Origin of the sequence: Pseudomonas sp. JZ114 (assembly GCF_051027705.1) — a bacterium.
Classification (GTDB): domain Bacteria; phylum Pseudomonadota; class Gammaproteobacteria; order Pseudomonadales; family Pseudomonadaceae; genus Chryseomonas; species Chryseomonas luteola.
On sequence record NZ_CP069256.1, the window covers coordinates 1,480,467 to 1,505,292 of the forward strand.

Below are 24,826 nucleotides of genomic sequence, written 5' to 3' on the forward strand. Positions count from 1 at the left end.
AGTGCCCGGCCGGTTACCTGGACTAGACGTTTTCCGGGGTCAAGCGCTCGAAAAGTGCCTCAATGATATTGAAACGCTCTTCAGGACGCTCCATCGGTACCTGGAATTTAAAGATGGTTGCACCCTCAAGGCGATACTTGTTGGGCTGGCTTTGTATCATTTTGACCAGTACCAACGGATCAACCTTCGTATCATGAGTGAACTCGATGCGACCGCCTTGCGGGCCGGCATCAACCTTCACAACACCTAGGGCTTCTGCCTTGATCTTCATAAGTGTCAGGCGGACCAGGTTTTTGACGGCATTGGGCAAAAGGCCAAAGCGGTCAATCATCTCGACCTGTAGCTCCTTGAGTGCATCTTCATCGGCTGCAGAAGCAATACGCTTGTACAGAATCAGGCGAGTATGGACGTCTGGTAGATAGTCCTCTGGAATGAGCGCAGGTACCCGCAGATTGATGTCCGGACCACCCCCAAGGGGCTGTTCCAGGTTCGGTTGTTCACCTTTGCGAATAGCCTTGACCGCCCGTTCCAGCATTTCCATGTACAGCGTAAAGCCTACAGCCTGGATCTGGCCGCTTTGACCTTCGCCCAGGAGTTCGCCGGCGCCCCGTATTTCAAGGTCATGGGTGGCCAGAATGAAGCCTGCGCCCAGGTCCTGCGCACCAGCAATCGCCTCAAGACGTTTTTCAGCATCAGGCGTCATGCTTTTTCGTGGCGGTGTTAGCAGGTAGGCATACGCCTGGTGGTGACTTCGTCCCACGCGTCCACGCAACTGATGCAGTTGCGCCAGGCCAAACTTGTCTGCACGCTCGATAATGATGGTATTGGCGCTGGGCACGTCGATACCGGTCTCGATAATAGTTGACGCTACCAGCACGTTGAAGCGCTTGTGGTAGAAGTCGCTCATGACTTGTTCCAGTTCCCGTTCGCGCATCTGCCCATGACCAATGCCAATACGGGCCTCCGGCACCAGCTCCGCAAGGTCCCGGGCGCACTTTTCAATGGTCTTTACTTCGTTGTGAAGGTAGTAGACCTGTCCGCCGCGTAGCAGCTCGCGAAGAAGGGCTTCCTTGATAACCGCGTTCTGCTGCTCCATGACGAACGTCCGGACCGACAAGCGTCGAGCCGGCGGAGTGGCGATGATGGACAGATCGCGCATACCTGCAACAGCCATATTGAGCGTGCGCGGAATCGGTGTGGCCGTAAGGGTCAGAATATCGACTTCGCTGCGTAGCGCTTTGAATTGCTCCTTCTGACGCACGCCGAATCGGTGCTCCTCATCAATGATGACGAGTCCCAGATTCTTGAGCTTCACGTCGTCCTGCAACAGTTTGTGTGTGCCGATAATAATGTCGATATTACCGTCAGCCAGTTCCTGTACGGCCTTTTCAACATCCTTGGCAGACTTGAAGCGAGACATCACCTCGACGCGCACAGGCCAGTCGGCAAAGCGGTCGCGAAAGCTGTTGTAATGCTGCTGCGCCAACAGTGTTGTAGGAACCAGGACGGCCACCTGCTTGCCGCTGTGTACCGCTACAAACGCCGCCCGCATGGCGACTTCGGTCTTGCCAAAGCCTACATCGCCGCAGACCAGACGATCCATGGGCTTGCCTGACAGCATATCCTTGAGTACAGCATCGATAGTAACTTGCTGGTCAGGTGTTTCTTCAAACGGAAAGCCTGCTGCGAAGGTTTCGTAATCCGCTTTGGGATCAGTAAACGCAAATCCTTCCCGAGCGGCTCGACGGGCATATACATCCAGCAGCTCGGCGGCAACATCGCGTACCTGCTCAGCTGCCTTGCGTTTGGCTTTCTGCCAGGTTTCAGAACCTAGTTTGTGCAGTGGAGCAAGCGCGTCGTCAGCGCCTGAATAACGGGCAATCAGGTGCAGGTTGGCAACCGGAACATAGAGCTTTGCTTCGTCTGCGTATTCTAGCAGTAGAAACTCTTGCGCCTGGCCCTCCAGTTCAAGCGTTACCAGACCCATATAACGCCCAACGCCGTGATCGATATGCACGACCGGTGCGCCCTCGCGTAGCTCGGTCAGGTTCTTGACGACGTTGTCACCATGCTCGTTGCGCTTTTCCCGGCGACGACGCTGCATGATACGCTGACCAAACAACGGACTTTCGGCAATGAGGGCTACATCGGGTTTTTCGAGTAGCAAACCTTCGTCGAGCGGCGCGACTGTAATCGACAGGCGCTCGTCAGTTTCCTGAAAATCTTCCCATCCCTCGACCGATGTAGGACGCAGGTTGATACGTGCCAGCAACTCAAGCAGCACCTCCCGACGGCCGGCGGATTCTGCTGTAAACAGGATGCGTCCATCAAACTCAGCCAGGAAATTTTGCAAGGCCGCCAATGGCTGGTTAGCCTTGGCCTCAATGGCAAGGTTGGGCAGAGGCCGCGCTGAAAAACGCTCACGACCCACACCCGGCTCGATATCATCGCTACTGATAACAATGCGTGGCCATTGCTTGAGACGAGCGAAGCACTCTTCTACCGGGAGGAAAACTTCAGCCGGTGGTAATAGAGGACGCTCCGGGTCAACGCGACGGTCTTCGTAACGGGTCCGTACGTCCGTCCAGAACTGTTCAGATGCCTGCTCGATGCCTGGTAACGAAAAAACCTGTGCGCTCTGGGGCAGGTAATCAAACAGCGTCGACGTCTCATCAAAGAACAACGGCAGGTAGTACTCAATGCCCGCGGGCGTCAAGCCACTCGCCAGATCCTGGTAAAGAGGGCTGCGACGATAATCCACATCAAAACGCTCTCGAAAGCGTGCCCTGAACCCTGTGACGGCTTCTTTATGCAGCGGAAATTCTCGAGCAGGAAGCAGTCGGATCGAATCCACCTTGTCGATTGATCGCTGCGTCTCTGGATCGAATGTGCGTAACGTCTCAATTTCGTCATCGAATAAGTCGATTCGGTACGGGAGGCTACTGCCCATCGGGAATAGATCAATCAATGCTCCGCGAACCGTGAACTCGCCATGCTCGTAGACGGTATCGACATAGCGGTATCCGGCTGCCTCCAGGCGAGCCCGCGTAGCCTCTACATCCAGACGTTGCCCCACATCCAGCACAAGACTGCTGCCTAGCAGGAAGCGTGTAGGTGCCATGCGATGTAGGGCTGTTGAGATAGGCACTACCAAAATGCCGTGATCAAGCTCTGGTAGACGATAGAGCGCCGCTACACGTTGGGAAATAATGTCTTGATGCGGCGAGAAAATATCGTAAGGCAACGTTTCCCAATCAGGGAAATGCAGTACGGGAAGCCTCGGGGCAAAGAAGCGCAGTTCTTGCTCCAGGCGTTCGGCGCTCTGGCTGTCCGGCGTTAAAAGTAGGGTGAAGCGTTGGCTGGCAGCGCTTGCAGCCTCGGCAATAGCCAGACTTAGCGCGGCTCCGGGGAGATTTCCCCAATGCTGTCGTCCGGCGGTATCAGGAATTGATGGAATGCGCAAAACGGGCACGCTGGTTAGGCTCCGTTGAAAAAATCTGAGTTGGGATTGTAACGACGGTCTCGTCTCGCTGTCAGTGCATCGACGCGCGAAGATTGCCGGTTCAGGCAGGTGCGGTCATAATGTAGTTCCTTTTGTTAGCCCCTACATATGGAAGGTATCACCGTGAGTCAGAACTCCGACCAGTGTCTTGGTGAATGGATCGATCGTGAGGCGATTGCGGAGGCAATGATTCCGCTGATCGGTCAGCTCTACCGTAATAATAATGTTGTGACCTCTATATATGGGCGTGGTTTGGTTAATCGTTCAGTGATCGCCATTCTCAAGGCGCATCGCTTTGCACGTCAGGTCGATGATGTCGCATTGTCTGTACACGATACCTATCCGCTGCTTAAGGCTATTAGTGAACTTGAGCTAGGTGCCGCTTCCATTGATTTGGCGCGTCTGAGCTTGAAATTCAAGCAGGCGGGGGCAGGGCGTGATCTAAAAGAGTTCCTACGCGAAGAACTGGCTGCCGTTGTAGGTAAGCAGGGCACCGAAAAGCGCCAGGGAACCGATGTGGTTCTGTATGGCTTTGGCCGTATCGGACGTTTGCTTGCACGTATCCTTATCGAGCACTCTGGAAGCGGCGATGGCCTGCGTCTACGTGCCATTGTGGTGCGTAAAGGCGCTGAAAACGATCTGGTCAAGCGCGCCAGCCTGTTGCGTCGCGACTCGGTACATGGCTCCTTTGAAGGCACCATCACCGTTGACGAGACCAACAACACAATTTGTGCAAATGGCACCTTGATTCAGGTGATTTATTCCAACGATCCGACCACAGTCGACTACACCCAGTACGGTATCAATAATGCGATCATTGTTGATAACACCGGTAAATGGCGTGATGCAGAAGGCCTGTCGCAACATCTGAAGTGCCCGGGCGCTGCACGTGTCGTGCTGACTGCGCCTGGCAAGGGTTCGCTCAAGAACATCGTTCACGGTATCAACCACAACACTATCAGCCCGGAAGACAGCATTGTTACGGCGGCTTCCTGCACCACCAATGCTATCGTGCCCGTGCTGAAGGCCATCAATGACAAGTACGGCATCATCAGCGGTCATGTAGAAACGGTTCACTCCTTCACCAATGATCAAAACCTGATCGACAACTTCCACAAAGGTGATCGTCGCGGTCGTAGTGCACCGTTGAACATGGTGATTACCGAGACGGGCGCCGCCAAAGCGGTCGCCAAGGCGCTGCCAGAATTGGCTGGCAAGCTGACAGGTAATGCCATTCGCGTTCCAACGCCCAACGTGTCGATGGCTATCCTGAACCTGAACCTTGAAACAGGCACCAATAAGGAAGAGATCAACGATTATCTGCGTTATATGGCGCTGCACTCTGATCTTCACAAGCAGATCGATTTCGTCAACTCGCCTGAAGTGGTATCCAGCGACTTCGTTGGCTCTCGTCATGCTGGCATAGTAGACGCAGGTGCTACCATTTGCAGCGATAACCGTGTCGTTCTCTATGTGTGGTACGACAACGAGTTCGGCTATAGCTGCCAGGTTGTTCGTGTGCTTGAGGAAATGGCTGGTGTAAACCCACCGGCTTATCCAGCGGTTTAAGCATTGTTCATATGAAGACGGGAGCTTAGGCTCCCGTTTTTATTTATCGCTTTAAATTGAAAAGATTTTCTAGTGTGACGAAAGGTCGCAACGAGAGGATAGGTGTAACCTATATAGAGATCATCGCTTAAATCGGGTTGCCGTAGAGCCGGTGATGATGTGCTCGACGCTCATGAGCGATCGGTTCGTTTTTTCGAGGAGTAATCATGGCTGTCTATAACTATGACGTAGTGGTGCTGGGATCGGGCCCGGCAGGCGAGGGGGCTGCAATCAATGCAGCCAAGCACGGACGCAAGGTGGCGGTCGTGGACAGTCGCCAGGTCATCGGTGGAAATTGCATTCACCTTGGCACCATTCCGTCAAAGGCTCTGCGTAACTCAGTCAAGCAGATCATTCATTTCAACAATAATCCGATGTTCCGCACGATTGGCGAGCCTCGCTGGTTTTCCTTTCCTGACGTGCTCAAGAGTGCTGAGCGCGTCATTGGAAAGCAGGTTAATTCACACACATCCTATTTTGCTCGTAACCGGGTCGATGTGTACTTCGGAACCGCAAGCTTTATCGACGAGCACACGATCAACGTCATAAATCCCAATGGCGGTACCGAACAACTGGTTGGCAAGCAGGTGGTTATTGCAACGGGCTCGCGTCCTTACCGCCCAGCTGATGTTGATTTCTCCCACCCGCGTGTCTATGACAGCGATACCATCCTGACCTTGAGCCATACACCACGGCGCCTGATCATTTATGGAGCAGGTGTCATTGGGTGTGAATACGCCTCCATCTTCAGTGGCCTGGGTGTGCTCGTCGATCTGATCGATACGCGCGATCAGCTGCTGAGCTTCCTGGATGATGAAATCTCCGATGCGCTTAGCTACCACTTGCGCACCAATAATGTGCTCATTCGTCACAATGAAGAGTATGAGCGTATTGAAGGCCTGGAGCATGGGGTCGTTCTTCACCTTAAGTCAGGCAAGAAGCTGCGAGCTGACGCGCTTCTGTGGTGTAACGGGCGCACCGGCAATACCGACCAGCTGGCGTTGGAGAATGTTGGTATCGAGGTGAACAGCCGCGGCCAAATTAACGTGGATGAGAATTACCGCACCAGTTGCCCCAATATCCTGGCGGCTGGAGATGTCATTGGTTGGCCTAGCCTCGCCAGTGCAGCGTTTGACCAAGGTCGTTCAGCTGCCGGTAATATTCTGGATGATGATTCAGCGCGCTATGTCGATGATATTCCTACTGGAATTTATACCATTCCCGAAATCAGTTCTTTGGGTAAAAACGAGCGCGATTTGACGCAGGCTAGAGTACCCTACGAAGTTGGCAAAGCGTTCTTCAAAAGCATGGCGCGAGCGCAGATTTCAGGCGAGCCGGTAGGCATGCTCAAAATCCTGTTCCATCGCGAGACTCTGGAAGTCCTTGGTGTTCACTGCTTTGGCGATCAGGCGTCCGAGATTCTTCACATCGGACAAGCCATCATGAACCAGAAAGGTCCTGGCAATAACATCAAGTACTTCATCAATACGACGTTTAATTATCCCACCATGGCTGAGGCGTACCGCGTAGCTGCCTTTGATGGGTTGAACCGGCTTTTCTAAGCCGGCTTAGCCTGTGGTTTGTGATCATCCAGCACGGTTCTGGCCAGTGCTGGATAATCCGTAATTAAACTGTCTGCACCGAAGTCGATTAGGCGTCGCATCAAGGAGGGCTCATTTACCGTCCATACCGATACATGCAGGCCCTGGCGCTGGGCCTTCAAGAGTCGCTCAGGGGTGCACAGCGTCCAATTGAGCGCAAGTAAATGGCAGCCGTAGTTAGCAGCCACTTTCAGCGGATCCAGCCAGGCGTATTCTGCCACCAGCCCACGTTGAAGCCAGGGAGTGTCACGGTTAAGCGCCCTTAATACTTCCCGTGAGCTGGACGTTATCGTAATACGGTCGCTGAGATTGAAACGTTTCGCCAGCTCATCGATGGCTTTGATGGTGCGTGCAGCCCGGACGCGTGAAGCGCTTTTGACTTCAAGCTGCCAATGCTCGAAATCCACTTGCTTGAAAAGATCCTCAAGGCGTGGAATAGGGCAGGGTCGAGGCCATGAGGGACCTGCCAAGCGTGCGTCGTAGGTAACCAGCGTATCGGCAGGCAACTCGGCAACCTTACCTCGACGTCCCGTAGTACGCTTGAGGGTAGGGTCGTGAATGACCATCAATTCTCCATCACTGGACAGGTGGAGGTCCAGCTCGCAGCGGGTTACGCCCACCTGCAGGCACTGCTCAAAGCTGGCTAGCGTGTTTTCCGGGGCCTCGCCTTTGGCTCCTCGATGGCCGTAGATGACTGTCATGGCGTTTCCCTGCGATTAAGTGGCTGATGGTCACGAACCGCATCAATGACACGGTTATTCTCAAAATAGACGCTGAAGTCGCGATAGTCCCAGCGAGTAATGGGCGGCTTACCTACGGCTGGATGTTCTTCGTCCGGCAAACCAAATCGATTCAGCACCTCGGTGCGAAGTTGCCCAGGTTGGGGCAGGGCCGTGTGGGTGTCACCTTGACGACTAATAGGGATCGAGAGCGTATCGGCGAAAACAGCTGTTGGGCCGAGCAACAGTAAAAAACTCAGCCAGTAGTTCACTATTGCTCACCCTTGGGCTGTGCTCTGAGCGTACGGCGCTCATGGGCCTGCTTCTTGAAGATATGCCGAGCAAGCAGCTGACGTTGTGCATCGCTGATGTCTACGAAGCTGGTGCCTATCTCATAACTGTCTGGCGTAGCCGGCTGGCAGTGAATCACTTCAGCTTTCAATTCAAGGCCCAGTGCCTGAGGCATCAGTATCATGCGCAGGCTTAGCTGGCTACCCAGTGAAAACGCCTCTGAATGTTGAAAGCTGATGCCACCCTCGGACAGCACGACAGGTCTGGGTTCTCCGACTTCATGAATCAAATTCCAGGTCAGTGCCTGACCCAGTAAATCGATTCGCTTGTTGAGCAGCTTTATACAGGCGGCAATTGGGCGGTCGCGCTCATTGACGCTACGCAAAAGGTGCTGTGATTCGAACTCCAGAAGATGCATTTCACTTAGCAGATCGAACAAAGGTGACACATTAGGCGTGGCGGATTGTTCTGTCCCGGCAAGTGGGGTGATTTCCAGTGCGATCGAGTCTGTGATGCGATAGTATTCGCGGCGTTCATCCGCGTCTGGTGCGGTCATGGTAAACCCACGGCGATGATCGAAGCGTTGAGTGTAATGCCTGCTGATGGGGGCTTGCCAGTCTGTAAGCTGGCGCTTCGTCAGGGCTGTGAAGCAACAGGGATTCGCTCCGCCTGAAGTGGCGAACGCTACATATATGAGTGTAGTCGAGCTTGGGACTATAACGGCCAGTTCTGTATTGTTTGCCGTTTCCCTTGTCCATAAGGACTCGCTTGCGTCCCATTCCTGCTTAAGCCCGGATATGTTTAGACCACTACCTATCTACATCGGCATGCGTTATGTGCGTGCCAAGCGAAGAAATCACTTCGTTTCATTTATTTCCCTGACCTCCATGGTTGGGCTGGCGCTGGGTGTGCTGGTCATGATCGTAGTGCTTTCGGTCATGAATGGATTCGACCGTGAAATGCGCGACCGCGTCCTGGGGATGATTCCCCATGCCACTGTAGAGTCCTACCAGCCGATTAATGATTGGCGGACTATTGCCGATCAAGCCAGAAAAAATCCTCAAGTGGCCGCGGTTGCGCCGTTTACCCAGCTGCAAGGCATGCTGACCCAGGACAAGGCCGTTCAGACCGTACTTCTCAACGCCATTGATCCGGATGAGGAGCCGAAGGTTTCGATCATCAGTGACTTCATGCGTGAAGGTAAGCTGACGGATCTCAAACCGGGCGGTTTCGGCGTTATTATCGGAACGCTGGCTGCGCAGAAACTGGGCGTTAAAGTGGGTGATAAGGTTACTTATATCGCCCCGGAAGTAGCCGTGACGCCTGCCGGTATGTTTCCCCGGATGAAGCGGCTTACCGTCGTAGGTATTTTTAGCGTCGGGGCCGGAGAGCTGGATGGTTCGGTGGGTCTGATCCATGTTGAGGATGCGGCGCGCCTGCAGCGGTGGCAGCCCAGTCAGGTCCAGGGCATCCGCCTGAAACTGCACGATCTGTTCAAGGCACCCCAAGTCTCATGGGATATTGTCCGGTCGCTGGCAAGTGACAACGAAGACTTCTATGCACGTGATTGGACTCGCACCCATGGCAACCTGTATCAAGCCATCGGTATGGAGAAGACCATGATTGGCCTTCTCCTTCTTCTGATCGTGGCGGTAGCTGCCTTCAATATCATCTCGACATTGGTCATGGTGGTAACTGACAAGACGTCCGACATTGCCATTTTACGGACGTTGGGTGCCACGCCTCGCCAGATCATGTTTGTTTTCATGGTTCAGGGTACTTTCATCGGCGTAATCGGAACCCTGCTTGGCTGCGCCTTGGGAGTTGTCGCTGCGCTTAATGTCAGCGGCTTCATTGCTTGGCTGGAACGTACGACAGGACATCAGTTCCTGAACGCTCAGGTGTATTTCATCAATTATTTGCCGTCCCAGTTGCAGCTCAATGATGTCTTGTGGGTGTGTGGTGCCTCGCTGCTGCTGAGTTTCCTTGCCACCCTGTACCCTTCCTGGAGTGCTGCTCGCACCCAGCCTGCCGAGGCGTTGCGTTATGAGTGATAAAGCCGTACTGCGTTGCCAGAACCTGGGCAAGCGCTACGAAGAGGGACCGCAAACGGTCGACGTCCTGACCGGCGTAGAGTTGGAGCTGCTTCCAGGAGAGCGTGTTTCGATCGTAGGCAGTTCCGGTTCAGGAAAAACTACGTTGCTGAACCTGTTGGGCGGACTGGACACCCCAAGTCAGGGCAGTGTATGGCTGGATGGGGAGGAGCTTTCGGCGCTCAATGAGAAGGCACGCGGCCTGTTGCGTAACCGTGCCATGGGCTTCGTTTATCAGTTTCATCACTTGCTCCCTGAGTTCAGCGCACTGGAAAACGTCTGCATGCCATTGCTTATCGGTCGAATGTCGATAGCTGAAGCCCGCAGGAAAGCTTCTGCATTGCTGGAGCGGGTGGGGCTGGGACATCGACTAAGCCATAAGCCGGCTGAGTTATCCGGAGGCGAGCGCCAGCGGGTAGCCATCGCACGTGCATTGGTCAATGAACCCAAGCTGGTTTTACTGGACGAGCCTACAGGCAATCTGGATCAGCATACGGCCCATGGAATTCAGCAAATGATGCTTGAGCTTTCAACGTCCTTGCGGACGTCCTTTCTTGTAGTAACCCACGACCAGTCGCTGGCCGCTCAGATGGATCGTACGCTGCGCCTGGAAGATGGCCGCCTGGTTCCGGCCTGACGGCCATTCTTCTCCTGAAACAGTGTAAGGCGAAATGTTCAGACCTTTATCTCTTTTTATTGGATTGCGATATACACGGGCAAAGCGCCGTAAATCGTTTATCTCATTTTTCTCGCTGGTCTCCATGATCGGGCTGACGCTGGGCGTATTGGCCATGATTCTGGTGCTATCAGTCATGAACGGCTTTCAGCGGGAGATGCGTACCCGAATCCTGGGAATGGTGCCTCACGCAACCATTAATGCAGAGCAGCCATTCTCGGACTGGAAAAGCGTAGCGGACAAGGCGGTGCAGCAGCCTCATGTATTGGCTGCGGTTCCTTATACCCAGCTGCAGGGCATGCTATCCCAGCGCGGACGCATGCAGCCGCTGTTGGTGGATGGTATTGATCCTGAGCTGGAGCCCAAGGTCTCGATCATCGGTGATCGCATGGTTCAAGGGCAGCTGGATAACCTGAGGGCGGGTGAGTTTGGCATCGTTATTGGCGAGATCACAGCTCATCGCTTCCAGCTGGGTATGGGTGACAAGGTCACCGTTATCGTCCCTGAGGTAACCTCTGCGGCAGGCAACATCACGCCACGGATGCGTCGCTTTACTGTGGTAGGTATCTTCAAGGTCGGTGCAGAGCTTGATGGTTCCCTAGGGCTTATCAATGTAGCGGACGCCGCTCCATTGAAAGGATGGGAGCCAGGGCTCGTTCAGAGCGTTCGTCTGGCATTCGATGATCTGTTCAAGGCGCCACAGTATTCCCGTCAAGTAGCTAATGCCATGGGGCCGGGTTATCAGGCGCAGGACTGGACCAGTACTCAGGGAAGTCTGTTCCAGGCAATGAACATGGAAAAGACCATGATTGGTCTGCTGCTTCTACTGATCGTAGCGGTAGCGGCCTTTAACATCATCGCCACGCTGATCATGGTTGTTGCCGACAAGAAGGCAGATATTGCGATCTTGCGTACATTGGGTGCTACGCCTCGCCAGATCATGTTTGTTTTCATGGTGCAAGGGACCATAATTGGAGTTATCGGCACGCTTGTTGGCGGTGTCCTGGGTGTTATTGCTGCGCTTAATGTAAGCCAGTGGATTTCAGCCCTTGAACGTATTGTCGGGCATAAGATATTTGGCTCTGACATGTACTTCATCAGCAACCTCCCGTCTGAGCTCCAGCTAGAAGATGTAGCGCTAATCTGTTGCGCCGCGTTGTGCATGAGTTTTTTGGCTACGCTTTACCCTGCCTGGCGTGCATCGCGCACAGAGCCTGCCGAGGCATTGCGATATGATTAACGAGGCCGTGCTGCGTTGCGTTGATCTGGGCAAACGCTATGTCGAAGGTCCTGAGACCGTCGAGGTTCTTTCAGGGGTCAATCTGGACCTTCAGCCAGGTGAGCGCATTTCCATTGTAGGCAGCTCTGGTTCAGGCAAAACCACATTACTGAACCTATTAGGTGGCCTGGATACACCGTCTCAGGGCGGTGTTTGGTTGGCAGGCGAAGAGCTTTCCCGACTGGGTGAGAAAGCGCGCGGTCTATTGCGCAATCGTGCCATGGGCTTCGTCTATCAGTTTCATCACTTGCTCCCGGAATTCAGTGCATTGGAAAACGTCTGCATGCCGCTGCTTATTGGCGCTACGCCGATCTCGGAGGCGCGGGAGCGTGCCGCTCAACTGCTTAAGCGGGTGGGGCTGGGGCATCGGTTGAGTCACAAGCCTGCTGAATTATCGGGTGGTGAAAGGCAGCGGGTCGCGATAGCCAGGGCCCTTATCAATCAGCCCAAGGTTGTTTTGCTGGACGAGCCTACAGGCAATCTGGATCAGCATACTGCACACAGTATCCAAGAGTTGATGCTTGAGTTGAGTGACTCGCTGAGCACAGCCTTCCTCATAGTGACGCATGATTTGGCGCTCGCAGCGCAGATGGATCGGTGTTTGAAATTAGCTGACGGACAATTGGCTGACGTATAAGGTTGAACCCGGCAGGATGCCGGGTTGTTGTTCTTGGGCTTCGATGGAGCGGAGTCATGCGCACAGGGATCGTTGCGTTCATTGCAGGCCTATTGGTGCTGCGCTTTCTACCCGAATTGCCTGATCGAGAGGTTCTTGTTGCCTGCTTGATAGTGGCATTCGGTCTGATGTTCCTGCCCCGTGTCTACGTGGCAGGTGCCTTCTTGATAGGCTTTGGCTGGGCCTGCCTGTCGGCTCATTGGGCGCTGGATGAGCGACTGGATGATGGTCTGGATGGACGAATAGTCTGGCTTGAGGGAACAGTTGTAGGGCTTCCTGAGTTGCGCGAAGGTTCGACGCGTTTTCTTTTGGAAAATGCGCAGAGCCGTCGAGGGGCTTTACCAAGCCGTATCCGAGTCTCCTGGTCAAATGCGCCAGCCGTACGATCAGGTGAGCAATGGCGTCTCGCTGTAGAGTTGCAAAAGCCGGGCGGGCTCCACAATCTCCGGGGAATGGATGGCGAAGCCTGGATGCTGGCTCATCGAATCGGTGCAAGCGGTGTCGTTAAGGCAGGGCAACGACTTTCCCGTCAGGCCACCTTGGATGCCTGGCGAGACGCATTAAGGCAGCGGTTATTGCATCTTGACGCCTTTCAGCGAAACGGTGGACTGGCTGCATTGGTTCTGGGCGACGGCTCAGGCGTTTCGACTCAGGATTGGCAGCTTTTACAGGCCACAGGCACCACGCATCTGATGGTTATTTCCGGTCAGCACATTACGCTGCTTTCGGGATTTGTATTTGCGCTGATCGCCGGATTGGCGCGTCTGGGCTACTGGCCTGTCCGGATACCGTGGTTTCCTGTTGCTTGCCTGTCTGCGCTTGTATCGGCGGTAGGATACGGATTTCTGGCAGGCTTTGACGTTCCTGTAAGACGAGCCTGCGTCATGATCGCGCTGATTACACTATGGCGATTACGGTTTCGTCACCTGGGGGCATGGATACCGGTAGGTATTGCCTTGGCGGCTGTGCTGGTGGCTGAGCCGCTGGCAAGCCTTACGGCAGGCTTTTGGTTGTCTTTTATCGCTGTAGGTCTCTTGATATGGATCTTTGGCGGCCGTTTGGGTCAATGGAATCCTTGGCGCAGTTGGGGGCGGGCCCAATGGATGATGGCAGTCGGGCTAGCGCCGGTTTTACTGGCTCTGGATCTGCCTGTCAGTCTGTCGGGGCCGATCGCTAACCTTGTTGCCGTGCCTTGGGTAGACTTTTTAGTGGTGCCAGCCGCCTTGCTGGGTACCGTGTTTCTTCTGATCCTTCCTCCCCTAGGCGAGTTGCTACTGTGGTGTTCAGGCGCGACCCTTGATGGTTTATTCGCATTTCTCGGGTACGTGTCGGCACTGGTTCCTGCGTGGCAGGGAGCATGGATGCCTGCGTGGGCTGTCGCTTTAGGCATGCTGGGTGTGTTGCTATGGCTGGCTCCCGATGGGGTGCCGGTCAGGCCTTTGGCAGTATTTCTGCTGATTCCGTTGTTCTGGCCGCCAGTGACCCGACCAGCGTCAGGACTGGCAAAGGTAACCGTGCTCGACGTCGGACAGGGGTTGTCTGTATTCATACAGACCAAAGGCCACGCCATGCTATACGACGCCGGGCCGCTTAGCGGAAGCTATGATGCTGGCGAAAGGGTGGTAGTCCCCAACCTGAAAGCTACAGGCGTCAGTCATCTAGACATGATGTTGGTCAGTCATGGGGACGCAGATCATGCAGGAGGCGCCGCTGCTGTTTTCAGTGCCTTGAAGGTGGACAAGGTGGTGAGCGGGGAAGTGAAGCGGCTTCCTCCTGGCTTGCATCCGACACCCTGCGAAGATAATCAGCGCTGGGTGTGGGAGGGAGTCTTATTTACTGTCTGGCAGCCTAGCCCCTTGATGAAGGGAAACGCTGCATCGTGCGTGCTGATGGTAGAAGCAGCAGGCGAGCGCCTTTTGCTAACCGGTGATATAGACGAAAAGGCCGAGCGTCGCCTCGTTGAATCTGGGCGGGATATACGGGCTCAATGGTTATTGGCACCTCATCATGGCAGTCGAACGGCTTCGAGCGAGCGTTTTGTCAGTCTGGTAAAACCTGAATATGCCTTGATCTCGAGGGGAATTCACAACAACTTTGGCCATCCACATGCACAAGTGATCAGTCGTTATGAACGTCATGGCGTCCGGATTTACGATACAGCCTTGAACGGTGCAATATCATTTACCCTCGGTAAGCATGATTTGCCGCAAGGCGCTCGTCAGAAGCGTTATTTCTGGCAAGAAAAATAATTGGCGCTTCATGATAGAGTTGCGCACTTTTAAGGAAAGGGTTCAGGGCGTGTTCGAACTGGTCAAAGCAGGCGGCTGGATGATGCTGCCAATTATTCTGAGTTCTATTGTAGGCATGGCTATCGTAGCCGAGCGGTTATGGACACTGCGCCGTGCACGTGTCGTTCCGCCGCAACTGTTGGCTCAGGTATGGAAGTGGCTGCAAGATAATTCGCTCACAAGCGAGAAGCTTAAGGAGTTGCGCGCCAATTCGCCTTTGGGTGAGGTAATGGCTGCAGGGCTTGCCAATTCCCGTCATGGCCGTGAAGTCATGAAAGAGGCCATTGAAGAGGCTGGTAGCCGCATCGTGCATGATCTGGAGCGCTATCTGAATACCCTGGGTACGATTGCTGCCATGGCACCCTTGATGGGACTGCTAGGCACGGTGTTTGGCATGATCGAGATCTTCAGCTCTTTCATGGAAAGCGGTCTGGCCAACGCTCCGGTTCTGGCTGGCGGTATTTCCAAGGCCTTGCTGACCACGGCGGCTGGTCTGATCGTGGCTATTCCTGCCGTATTCTTCCATCGCTTCCTGCTGCGTCGTGTCGATGAACTGATTGTCTCTATGGAACAAGAGTCCATCAAGCTGGTTGAAGTCGTTCAGGGTGATCGTGAAGTAGACTTCGTCACGGAAGGTACCAAAGCGTGAAGTTTCGGCGTAGATCAGGCGGGGCAGCTAGAGACGAGGCCTACGTCAACCTGACATCACTGATCGATGTTGTATTCGTGTTGTTGCTGTTCTTTGTCGTAACCACCACTTTCAACAAGCCGAGCCAGTTGAAACTGGAGCTGCCTGAGGCGCAAAGTGCAGAACCTGCCGAAGCAGCTGCCAAGGACTTGGAAATCAGCATTTCAGCAGACGGCGTCTTTTCTCTGAACGATCAAACGTTGGCTAAAGGTGATCTGACTTCGCTCATGACTGCATTGCAGCGTGAGTCGGGTGGGGATAACAGCGTGCCACTGATCATCTCTGCTGATGGCCGCACGCCTCACCAATCAGTGGTGACGGCAATGGATGCCGCTGGAAAGCTGGGCTTTTCACGAATCCGCATCACAACGGTTGAGGCTCAGGCAGACAAACAGTGAGTATTTCCTCACGGCTTCTCAGGGCTTGGTATCGTGGTCATCCGGCCCTGAATGTACTGAAACCCTTGGAGGCCCTGTATTGTCACGTTGCTCGACGAAAGCGTAGGCGCTTTCTGGAGAGCGACAAGGGTGTTTTCGTTTCACCTGTTCCTGTGCTGGTCGTGGGAAACCTCACAATAGGTGGAACGGGCAAAACTCCGATGATCCTTTGGCTCATCGAGCACTGCCGCGGTCGTGGATTGCGAGTCGGTGTGGTGAGCCGGGGCTATGGTGCAAAACCTCCACATTTTCCCTGGCGGGTAATGCCGGAGCAGCTGCCTGCGGTAACGGGTGATGAGCCTTTGCTTATTGTTCAACGGACCCGGGTTCCGCTTGTCATCGCTCCGAATCGTCCTGCTGCGGTTCAGGAGTTGCTGCGAACCGAGTCGCTGGATCTCATCCTCAGTGATGACGGTCTACAACACTATGCGCTTGCACGTGACCTTGAGCTTGTCATGGTTGACGCGGCAAGGGGCTTTGGCAACAAGCGCTGTCTTCCGGCGGGGCCACTTAGAGAGCCTATTGAGCGACTGCTAAGCGTTGACGCCATTCTTTATAATGGTGGCACCAGCGATACGGAAGATGGCTACTCGGTTCAATTGAAACCAACGGCCTTGATCAATCTAGTATCAGGTGAGCGCCGGCCTCTCAATTATTTTTCTCCTGGCCAGGAGGTTCACGCACTGGCTGGGATTGGTAATCCTGATCGCTTCTTCAAGACGCTCGAAGCATTGCAGTGGCGACCCATTGCCCACCCATTCGCCGACCATGCAGTTTATACCTCTGAGCGACTACGCTTTCAGCCGGCTTTACCATTGATAATGACTGAGAAAGATGCCGTCAAATGCAGAGCCTTTGCCGCTCCTGATTGGTGGTATCTTGCGGTTGATGCTCAGCCTTCAGCAGCTTTTGTTTCGTGGCTGGACAGACGACTAGACCTGTTACAGGCTCAATAACTTATTTACCCAACAAGGATTCCTTATGGATCTCAAGCTTCTCGACATCCTGGCTTGTCCTATTACCAAAAGTCCGCTCAAGCTAAGCGAAGACAAGACCGAGTTGATTAGCAAGGCCGCAGGGCTTGCGTATCCTATCCGGGATGGCATCCCGGTCATGCTGGAAAGCGAAGCCCGTGTCCTCAGCGTTGATGAGCGTCTGGATAAATGACTGTCTCCTATACCGTAGTCATTCCTGCGCGTTTTGCTTCGAGCCGTTTGCCCGGCAAGCCGTTGCAGGATATTGCAGGCAAGCCCATGATTCAGCATGTATGGGAACAGGCGAGTAAGAGCGCAGCCGGTCAGGTGGTTGTGGCTACAGATCATTCCGACATCATGGCAGCCTGCGAGCGTTTCGGTGCACATGCGCTGCTGACGCGTACTGATCACGCTTCAGGTACGGACAGGCTGGCAGAGGTAGCCGAACTTATTGGCCTCCCGGACGATGCCATTATCGTGAATGTTCAGGGGGATGAGCCGCTTGTTCCGCCTGCCATTATCGATCAGGTTGCTCAGAATCTTGCCGCTCATTCCGAGGCGGGCATAGCCACCTTGGCTGAGCCCATTCATGATATCGCCGCGTTATTCAACCCGAATGTTGTTAAGGTTGTCAGCGACAAGAATGGTCTGGCCTTGTCATTTAGTCGAGCGCCTATGCCTTGGGCGCGTGATGCGTTTGTCACAAGCCGCGATATCTTGCCCTCAAGCGTGCCGTACCGACGTCATATCGGTATCTATGCCTATCGAGTAGCATTTCTGAAGGACTTTGTGCGCTGGGGTGCATGCTGGCTTGAAAATGCTGAAGCCTTGGAGCAGCTACGTGCACTTTGGCATGGCGTGCGTATCCATGTAGCAGATGCCATTGAGTCACCAGAGGCCGGAGTAGATACAGCTGAAGATCTGGAGCGGGTTCGCCGAGTCTTGGGAGGCGAATAATGCGTGTTCTGTTTGTCTGCATGGGCAACATTTGCCGCTCCCCTACGGCCGAGGCCATCTTTCGCGACAAGCTTGTCAAGGCTGGCCTATTTGACCGTATTGTTGTCGACTCGGCGGGAACAGGCGACTGGCATGTCGGTAAAGCCCCCGATCCTCGCTCGATCCAGGAAGGTGCTAAGCGAGGATATGATCTTTCAGGTCTGCGGGCTCGACAGATTACGGCTGAAGATTTTCGCTCATTTGACCTTATCTTGGCGATGGACCATGAGAACATGGCCTTTTTGTCCAGGCTTCGTCCTTCCAACGCTTCAGCTGAAGTGGATCTTTTGCTTCGCCGTTATGGTCTTGAGCAGGATGAAGTGCCGGATCCCTATTTTGGCGGAGTTGCTGGCTTCAAGCATGTTATTGACTTGCTTGAAAAGGCATGTGAAGCGCTTGTGCATGAGGTAAGGGGGCCACTTGAGCCTTACTGTACGTGAGTGGGTTTGTCTTAAACCTTTTAATACATTTGGTTTCGATGTGCGGGCACGCTTCTATGCAGAGGCTTACACGGATAATGATGTTCGTGAGGCTATGGCGTTTGCCGACAAGCAGGATGTGCCGCTCTATATCTTGGGCGGAGGCAGCAATCTGGTGCTTACGGAAGATGTTCAGGCTCTGGTGCTGCACATGCGTAGTCAGGGGATCCGACTTCTTGAGGAGGGCTCCTCAGGCCGTGTGATCGTTGAGGCTGAGGCAGGCGAGTCATGGCATGGGCTAGTCGAGACTTCATTGAGTATGGGGCTGAGCGGGCTGGAGAACCTGAGTCTCATACCGGGTACTGTGGGCGCCTCTCCCATGCAGAATATCGGTGCCTATGGTGTTGAGCTAAAGGATGTGTTTCATGGCTTAACGGCATTGGATCGCAAAACTGGCCAGACTTGCGAGTTTACCCTTGAAGAGTGCTGTTTTGGGTATCGAGAAAGCCGATTCAAGCAGGAGCCTGGCCGTTGGGTCATATTGCGGGTTCGTTTCAATCTAAATCGACACGGTACTTTGCGTCTGGATTACGGTCCTGTTCGCCAGCGCTTGGTGGAACAGGGCGTTGATGAACCGTCTCCCCAGGCAGTAAGCAAGGCCATTATTAGTATTCGACGGGAAAAACTGCCTGACCCTGCCATGTTGGGCAATGCGGGCAGTTTCTTCAAAAATCCTGTGGTTTCAAATCAATTGGCTACAAGACTTAAGGAGCGCTATAGCGATCTGGTCGTTTACCCTGTCACGGATGACCAGGTAAAGCTTGCAGCGGGTTGGTTAATTGATAAGGCTGGCTGGAAGGGCTTTCGGGAAGGGGACGCAGGCGTTCATGCGCAGCAGGCGCTTGTACTGGTTAATTACGGTGCAGCGTCGGGTAAGGATATTCTTGATCTTGCTCAGCAAATTCGCACTGATATCGAGAGTCGGTTTTCTGTCCTGTTGGAGATGGAGCCCGGAGCGCTGAATTAGCGGTAACGGCATAATAAAAAGGGATGCATATGCATCCCTTTTTATTTGTTGAGGTATCAGGGCTGCGGTTTAGGCGCCTGCTTTTCCTCTTCGCTTTCAGATGGCTTTTGCTCTTCCACAGCATCCTGCTGAGGTTGTTGCTGCTCTACTGCTGGCTTTGGCAGGGCAAGCTCTGCAGGAATTTCGGCAGACTCAACCCTTTGAGCTGGCAGTTGATTCAAGCTTTCCGGGCTTGGCATAACAATCTCGGCCGTCATGGCAGGCTGGCTTTCTTTCGAGGGCTCATCCAATGGTTTTTCCACATGTACATTCTCCAGGCGTTCTTGTGCCTGAGTAATGCCAGAGGGGGGGGCGACTTCAACAACAGGTTCTGAATCGGCCGCCAGGACTGGGGAAGCATGCTCTTCGATCGCTGGGATTTCAGCAGGCGAGGAGGTAGCCGGAGCCGTCGGGCTGACAGATGTTGCAGCCTGTGCCACAGCAGCTTCCTCCTGTTCACGCGCCAAGCGCTCGGCCTCACGCTGACGGCGACGACGCTCACGGGGATCGTTAGGCGCACGTCCAACGGCCGGTGGGGTTAACTTAGGCTGTGCTCCAATGTCAGGCGTGTCTTCGCTTGCCTGAACGAGGGGCTGAGCCTCGGAAGAGACCTCCACGGGGGATGCGGCTTTCTCTTTCTGCACAGGCGCCGTTTCATTGACTGCCTGGGTAGGCTCCTCGGCTTGAGGAGCTTCAACCTCTACTACCGCTACCGTCTGATGAGTTTTCAAAGTAGTCTCGTGCGAGACTACTTCAACGACAGGCTGCTCTTCAGTGTGGTTAGGTGCAGAAACATCCTGGGCGACGACTGCTTCTGCTTCCGCCTGGGTCTGATTTTCCTGTTTGGGCTCGTTTCTTTCCGTTACGGTTGTGGCTTCAGCTGCTTGGGCATTGACCACTTCGGCAACCACAGCGGCGTTGGCAAGAGATTCAGTGTTGGATTCTCCCGTCAAGGCAACAGATTCGTTGTCGTTTGACTCGCCATGAGTGTCACGCTGACGTTCACGGCGATTGCTGCGACGACGCTGGCCGCGGGAGCGACGGCGTGGACGCTCATCGCTGTCTTGATCGTCATTCTGATCGTTCAGCTCTTCGTCGTTCAGTTGCTCGGCGTCAACTGTTGCATCCTGACGTGTTTCGGCCTCTTCTCTGGTCTGACGGCGTTCGGCGCGGGAAGGACGTTCGCTGCGGCTGGGTTGTTCCTCGCGGGCAGGGCGCTCGTCCTTGTTTGCACGCTCTTCACGGGCAGGACGCTCTTCGCGTGGTTGGCGTTCCTCACGGGCGGGACGCTCTTCGCGTGGCTGACGTTCCTCGCGGGCAGGGCGTTCTTCACGGCTCTGACGCTCTGCTCGTGGCTGACGCTCTTCACGTGGTTGGCGCTCTTCACGGGTCGGACGTTCTTCTCGAGCGGCCTGGCGCTCTTCGCGTGGAGGGCGCTCGGTACGCGGTTGGCGCTCTTCACGGGTCGGACGCTCTTCGCGATTGTCACGGGCCTGCGACTGACGTTCTTCGCGAGGCTTGCGTTCTTCATCGCGACGGTTGTCACGGCGACGATTCTGCTGACGACCATTGCGGCGCTCATCAGTACGACGTGCTTCGCCATTGGGCTGGGCAGTTTCGGCTACAGCGGCAGGTTCTTCCGTCTTGCCAGCAAACAGACTGACCAGGGAGCGCACTAAGCCCTTAAAGAGGCTTGGCTCCGGCTGATGAGCAGGTTTGCTGGGTGCTTCGACCTGAGGTGCCGGAGTGCGCTCGGGTGCGACCTTGACTGCAGCTTCTTGGCGAACAAGGGTTCGTGTAGCGCTTGCGGGCTGGATCTCTTCGGCCTCGCTGTGAGTCATTTCATAGCTGGACTGGCCGTTCAGAAGATCCGGGTTGTCATCACGCAGGCGTATCACTTCGAAATGCGGGGTTTCGATGTGATCATCCGGTAGGATGATGATGCGAACCCGTGTGCGTAGTTCAATTTTGGTGATGCTGTTGCGCTTTTCATTCAATAGGAACGAGGCGACCTGTAAGGGTACGCGTGCTCGAACCTCTGCTGTCCGATCCTTGAGTGCTTCTTCTTCGATCAGGCGCAGGATGGCAAGCGACAAGGATTCGACGTCTCGGATAATGCCCTGACCGTTACAACGTGGGCAGACGATGCCGCTCGTCTCGCGTAAAGAGGGGCGCAGCCGCTGGCGAGACATTTCCAGAAGGCCAAATCGAGAAATGCGACCGATCTGTACTCGAGCACGATCAGCCTCAAGCGCCTCCCGCATGCGATCTTCAACGGCGCGCTGATTTTTCACCGGTGTCATGTCGATGAAATCAATAACGATCAAGCCGCCGATATCCCGTAAACGCAACTGGCGAGCGATTTCCTCGGCCGCTTCTAGGTTCGTTTGCAGGGCTGTCTCTTCAATATCGCCACCTTTGGTAGCGCGTGCAGAGTTGATATCGATCGAAACAAGCGCTTCAGTAGGGTCGATAACAATCGAGCCGCCAGAGGGCAGCTTTACTTCACGTTGAAAGGCAGTTTCGATCTGACTTTCGATCTGGAATCGATTGAACAGCGGTACGCTGTCCTGATAGAGCTTGATCTTGCTCTGGTACTGAGGCATGACCTGACGAATGAAGCTTAGTGCTTCTTCCTGAGCCTCTACGCTATCAATAAGCACTTCGCCGATATCCTGGCGAAGATAATCACGAATGGCTCGAATGATGACGTTGCTTTCCTGATAGATCAGGAAAGGCGCACTACGCTCGACAGAGGCTTCCTTGATAGCGGACCAGAGCTGCAGTAGGTAGTCCAGATCCCACTGCAGCTCTTCGGTGCTGCGGCCAAGGCCCGCTGTGCGGACAATCAGTCCCATGTCGGCTGGGGCATCCAGTCCATTCAGGGCTTCGCGCAGCTCGTTGCGCTCTTCACCCTCGATGCGGCGGGAAATGCCACCTGCACGTGGGTTGTTTGGCATCAGAACCAGATAGCGACCAGCCAGGCTGATAAAGGTAGTTAACGCAGCGCCCTTGTTGCCACGCTCTTCCTTTTCAACCTGAACAATGACTTCCTGCCCTTCGGACAGAACTTCCTTGATGTTGATGCGACCTTCTGGCGCTTTCTTGAAGTATTCGCGAGAGATTTCTTTGAGAGGGAGAAAGCCGTGACGCTCTGAACCGAAGTCGACAAATGCGGCCTCGAGGCTGGGCTCGATACGAGTGATGCGGCCTTTATAGATATTGGCCTTTTTCTGTTCACGAGCCCCTGACTCGATATCCAGATCAAATAGTTTTTGGCCATCTACTAACGCAACACGTAGCTCTTCAGGCTGCGTGGCATTGATGAGCATTCTTTTCATGTAATACCGTCGGTTTCCGGGCTACCGGAAACGGCGTGCGGCACACACGACTCGCCGAGGGTCGGTGCTTGGGGTCGTATCAAAGGCGGAGCCATCCGCCTTCGTGTCCAGCAGTACTCGGTTGTATGCCGAGCCGCGACTACGTCTCCTGCTTGCTGTCGTAACAGCAGCAACGTCAAACAGTCAGGAGGAGGAATAAGCTGTCAAAAGCGGACGAATAAGCGTCTAAGCCAGGCATTACCGGCTACACAGTTCAACAGCGGTACATCTCCACCCTTCACGTATCCTTCAGGAATCCTGGTGCCGCTCGCAGAATCCGGAGCGGTTGTTTTTTGTACTCACCTTCAACAGTGGGCACGGTGTTTTTATAAGGCTTTTGTTTTAAGTGGCACGTGTACTGCTTATAGCCATACGAACCACTCGAAGGACGGCCTGACGTCCACTGAACATGTTTATGACAGGGAGCTTATTTACAAGCGCTGTGTCATGCCAGGGTTATTGGCTTCCGGGACTATAACAGCAACCATTAAGTGCTTCAATTAAGTGGAAATTGCTATTATGTAGCAATGACTAATCCTACTTCTTCCAACAATGGCGTACAGCTCTTCGAAGTTTCTTCAGAGCTGGCTGGCCAGCGTATCGATAACTATCTGCGTACTTTGCTCAAAGGTGCGCCGAAAACCTTCATTTATAGAATACTTCGCAAGGGTGAAGTGCGTGTTAATAAGGGGCGTATAAAGCCGGATTATCGGCTGCAAGCCGGCGATATCATTCGTGTCCCTCCTATGCGGTTGCCTGAAAAAGATGAACCTGCACCTGTCTCCCAGGCGCTTGCCGAGTTGATGGAGGCTGCGATTGTCTATGAAGACAAGACACTGATCGTTATCAATAAGCCTGCAGGTATTGCCGTTCACGGAGGGAGTGGTGTCAGCCTAGGCGTTATAGAGGTCTTTCGTCAGATTCGTCCAGATGCCAAAGACCTTGAGCTGGTTCATCGCCTGGATCGGGATACCTCGGGTCTGCTCATGATTGCCAAGAGGCGCAGCATGCTGCGTCATTTGCATGAGGCCTTGCGTGGAGATGGAGTCGACAAACGCTACCATGCGCTGGTTCGTGGTCACTGGCCTGCAGCAAAAAAACAGATTCGAGCGCCTTTGATGAAAAACAACTTGCGTTCCGGTGAGCGGATGGTTGAAGTCAATGTAGAGGGTAAGGACGCTCTCACGGAATTTCGAGTGCTCAGACGCTACGGTGATTTCGCTACTCTAGTAGAGGCAAAGCCGGTCACAGGACGTACTCACCAGATTCGTGTTCATGCCAAGCACGCAGGTCATTCCATTGCAGGGGATCCTAAGTACGGTGATGAGGCGTTTTCCAGGGAGATTCGGGATTTGGGCGGTAAACGGCTGTTTCTTCATGCTGCCAGTCTTAATGTACCGCTCCCCGATGGGGAAACATTGCAACTGACTGCTCCTGTTGATGAGACCTGGGCGGCTACATTGAGTCGACTGGATGCCTAATTACGACTTGCTGGTATTTGACTGGGACGGGACGCTCTCTGACTCGGTTGGTCGCATCGTGGACGTTATGCAGGCAGCTGCCGCCGACCTTCGGCTCCCTGTTCGAAGCGATCGATCGATTAAGTCCATTATCGGGCTGGGCTTGCCAGAGGCCATCCAGACGCTTTACCCGGAGATGACGCCAGGAGCTGTGGAGCGTTTTCGTCAGTGTTATAGCGATCATTTCGTTATGCGTGAGCAAGAGCCTTCTCCGTTTTTCGAGGGTGTGGCTGAAGGCTTGGCAGCGTTTCGGCGCAAAGGCTATCGTTTGGCTGTTGCTACCGGTAAAAGCCGAAGAGGGCTGGATAGGGTGCTTGCAGCCAAGGGGCTGGCTGACTTCTTTGACGTAACGCGTTGCGCTGATGAAACGGCCAGCAAGCCGGATCCGTTAATGCTTAACGAGATCTTGGCGCATTGTCAGGTGCATCCGTCAAAGGCGCTGATGATCGGGGATGCACCATTCGACCTTGAAATGGCTCGCAGAGCGCAAATGGCCTCGGTTGCAGTCAGTTACGGTGCTCAGCCAGTTGAGGTGCTGCGTAATTACGAGCCAACGCTTGTGGTTGATCGTTTTGAGGAGTTGCGTGTCTGGTTGGATGCGTAACGATTAATT

The 24,826-nt window shown here is 54.3% G+C and carries 21 protein-coding genes; 16 read left to right on the plus strand and 5 right to left on the minus strand.

The annotated features are described in order from the left end of the window. Positions 1-22: 22 nt before the first annotated feature. Positions 23-3,472 (minus strand): transcription-repair coupling factor, encoded by a 3,450-nt coding sequence (gene mfd, locus JQR90_RS06915; protein WP_010797705.1) that lies wholly within the window; start codon positions 3,470-3,472, stop codon positions 23-25. 138 nt (positions 3,473-3,610) lie between these two features. Here mfd and JQR90_RS06920 point away from each other — a divergent pair, with 138 nt between their 5' ends. Both JQR90_RS06920 and sthA read left to right on the plus strand, forming a co-directional pair. Beyond that, on the plus strand, positions 3,611-5,071 hold the full coding sequence (locus JQR90_RS06920) for a glyceraldehyde-3-phosphate dehydrogenase (protein ID WP_010797706.1): 1,461 nt from the start codon (positions 3,611-3,613) through the stop codon (positions 5,069-5,071). A gap of 206 nt (positions 5,072-5,277) precedes the next feature. Then, positions 5,278-6,672 carry a Si-specific NAD(P)(+) transhydrogenase gene (gene sthA / locus JQR90_RS06925; RefSeq protein WP_010797707.1) on the plus strand — a complete coding sequence of 465 codons (1,395 nt, stop codon included), beginning with the start codon at positions 5,278-5,280 and terminating at the stop codon, positions 6,670-6,672. Here sthA and JQR90_RS06930 read toward each other — a convergent pair. Genes JQR90_RS06930 through JQR90_RS06940 form a run of 3 tightly spaced genes read right to left on the minus strand, consistent with a single transcriptional unit; the run spans position 6,669 to position 8,277 of the window. After that, positions 6,669-7,412, minus strand: a complete 744-nt coding sequence (locus tag JQR90_RS06930; RefSeq protein ID WP_010797708.1) for a glycerophosphodiester phosphodiesterase — start codon at positions 7,410-7,412, stop codon at positions 6,669-6,671. The genes sthA and JQR90_RS06930 overlap by 4 nt on opposite strands. Beyond that, complete coding sequence (locus JQR90_RS06935; RefSeq protein WP_010797709.1) at positions 7,409-7,702, minus strand: hypothetical protein; 294 nt, start codon at positions 7,700-7,702, stop codon at positions 7,409-7,411. Before JQR90_RS06935 ends, JQR90_RS06930 begins: the two co-directional genes overlap by 4 nt. Beyond that, complete coding sequence (locus tag JQR90_RS06940) at positions 7,702-8,277, minus strand: PilZ domain-containing protein (RefSeq protein WP_010797710.1); 576 nt, start codon at positions 8,275-8,277, stop codon at positions 7,702-7,704. Before JQR90_RS06940 ends, JQR90_RS06935 begins: the two co-directional genes overlap by 1 nt. A gap of 241 nt (positions 8,278-8,518) precedes the next feature. Between JQR90_RS06940 and JQR90_RS06945 the strand changes: the two genes are divergently transcribed. Genes JQR90_RS06945 through murB form a run of 12 tightly spaced genes read left to right on the plus strand, consistent with a single transcriptional unit; the run spans position 8,519 to position 19,274 of the window. Further along, the gene (locus JQR90_RS06945; RefSeq protein WP_037030120.1) at positions 8,519-9,775 is read left to right on the plus strand and encodes a lipoprotein-releasing ABC transporter permease subunit; all 1,257 of its coding nucleotides are present in this window, start codon (positions 8,519-8,521) and stop codon (positions 9,773-9,775) included. Next, a complete protein-coding gene (gene lolD / locus JQR90_RS06950) occupies positions 9,768-10,451 on the plus strand; it encodes a lipoprotein-releasing ABC transporter ATP-binding protein LolD (RefSeq protein ID WP_010797712.1) in 684 nt (227 codons plus the stop codon). The genes JQR90_RS06945 and lolD (JQR90_RS06950) overlap by 8 nt, the downstream gene beginning before the upstream one ends. Before the next feature lie 34 nt (positions 10,452-10,485). Next, the gene (locus tag JQR90_RS06955; protein WP_037030123.1) at positions 10,486-11,730 is read left to right on the plus strand and encodes a lipoprotein-releasing ABC transporter permease subunit; all 1,245 of its coding nucleotides are present in this window, start codon (positions 10,486-10,488) and stop codon (positions 11,728-11,730) included. After that, positions 11,723-12,406, plus strand: a complete 684-nt coding sequence (lolD, locus tag JQR90_RS06960; RefSeq protein ID WP_010797714.1) for a lipoprotein-releasing ABC transporter ATP-binding protein LolD — start codon at positions 11,723-11,725, stop codon at positions 12,404-12,406. Before JQR90_RS06955 ends, lolD (JQR90_RS06960) begins: the two co-directional genes overlap by 8 nt. A gap of 56 nt (positions 12,407-12,462) precedes the next feature. After that, positions 12,463-14,694, plus strand: coding sequence for a DNA internalization-related competence protein ComEC/Rec2 (locus tag JQR90_RS06965; RefSeq protein WP_010797715.1), 2,232 nt, complete (start codon positions 12,463-12,465; stop codon positions 14,692-14,694). A 49-nt stretch (positions 14,695-14,743) separates the two neighbouring features. Then, positions 14,744-15,382: a MotA/TolQ/ExbB proton channel family protein gene (locus tag JQR90_RS06970; RefSeq protein ID WP_019365918.1), complete on the plus strand. Its 639-nt coding sequence runs from the start codon at positions 14,744-14,746 to the stop codon at positions 15,380-15,382. After that, the gene (locus JQR90_RS06975; RefSeq protein WP_010797717.1) at positions 15,379-15,819 is read left to right on the plus strand and encodes an ExbD/TolR family protein; all 441 of its coding nucleotides are present in this window, start codon (positions 15,379-15,381) and stop codon (positions 15,817-15,819) included. The genes JQR90_RS06970 and JQR90_RS06975 overlap by 4 nt, the downstream gene beginning before the upstream one ends. Then, a complete protein-coding gene (lpxK, locus tag JQR90_RS06980) occupies positions 15,816-16,814 on the plus strand; it encodes a tetraacyldisaccharide 4'-kinase (protein WP_010797718.1) in 999 nt (332 codons plus the stop codon). The genes JQR90_RS06975 and lpxK overlap by 4 nt, the downstream gene beginning before the upstream one ends. 25 nt (positions 16,815-16,839) lie before the next feature. Beyond that, complete coding sequence (locus JQR90_RS06985; protein WP_010797719.1) at positions 16,840-17,025, plus strand: Trm112 family protein; 186 nt, start codon at positions 16,840-16,842, stop codon at positions 17,023-17,025. Then, positions 17,022-17,789 (plus strand): 3-deoxy-manno-octulosonate cytidylyltransferase, encoded by a 768-nt coding sequence (kdsB, locus tag JQR90_RS06990; protein ID WP_010797720.1) that lies wholly within the window; start codon positions 17,022-17,024, stop codon positions 17,787-17,789. The genes JQR90_RS06985 and kdsB overlap by 4 nt, the downstream gene beginning before the upstream one ends. Next, positions 17,789-18,268 carry a low molecular weight protein-tyrosine-phosphatase gene (locus JQR90_RS06995; RefSeq protein WP_010797721.1) on the plus strand — a complete coding sequence of 160 codons (480 nt, stop codon included), beginning with the start codon at positions 17,789-17,791 and terminating at the stop codon, positions 18,266-18,268. Before kdsB ends, JQR90_RS06995 begins: the two co-directional genes overlap by 1 nt. Continuing rightward, positions 18,249-19,274: a UDP-N-acetylmuramate dehydrogenase gene (murB, locus tag JQR90_RS07000; RefSeq protein WP_010797722.1), complete on the plus strand. Its 1,026-nt coding sequence runs from the start codon at positions 18,249-18,251 to the stop codon at positions 19,272-19,274. Before JQR90_RS06995 ends, murB begins: the two co-directional genes overlap by 20 nt. A 56-nt stretch (positions 19,275-19,330) precedes the next feature. Here the strand turns inward: murB and rne are convergent, their stop codons facing one another. Then, the gene (rne, locus tag JQR90_RS07005) at positions 19,331-22,654 is read right to left on the minus strand and encodes a ribonuclease E (RefSeq protein WP_434140666.1); all 3,324 of its coding nucleotides are present in this window, start codon (positions 22,652-22,654) and stop codon (positions 19,331-19,333) included. Between the two features lie 566 nt (positions 22,655-23,220). Between rne and rluC the strand changes: the two genes are divergently transcribed. Further along, positions 23,221-24,174, plus strand: coding sequence for a 23S rRNA pseudouridine(955/2504/2580) synthase RluC (rluC, locus tag JQR90_RS07010; RefSeq protein WP_010797724.1), 954 nt, complete (start codon positions 23,221-23,223; stop codon positions 24,172-24,174). Beyond that, positions 24,167-24,817, plus strand: a complete 651-nt coding sequence (locus JQR90_RS07015) for an HAD-IA family hydrolase (RefSeq protein WP_010797725.1) — start codon at positions 24,167-24,169, stop codon at positions 24,815-24,817. Before rluC ends, JQR90_RS07015 begins: the two co-directional genes overlap by 8 nt. Positions 24,818-24,826: the final 9 nt, after the last annotated feature.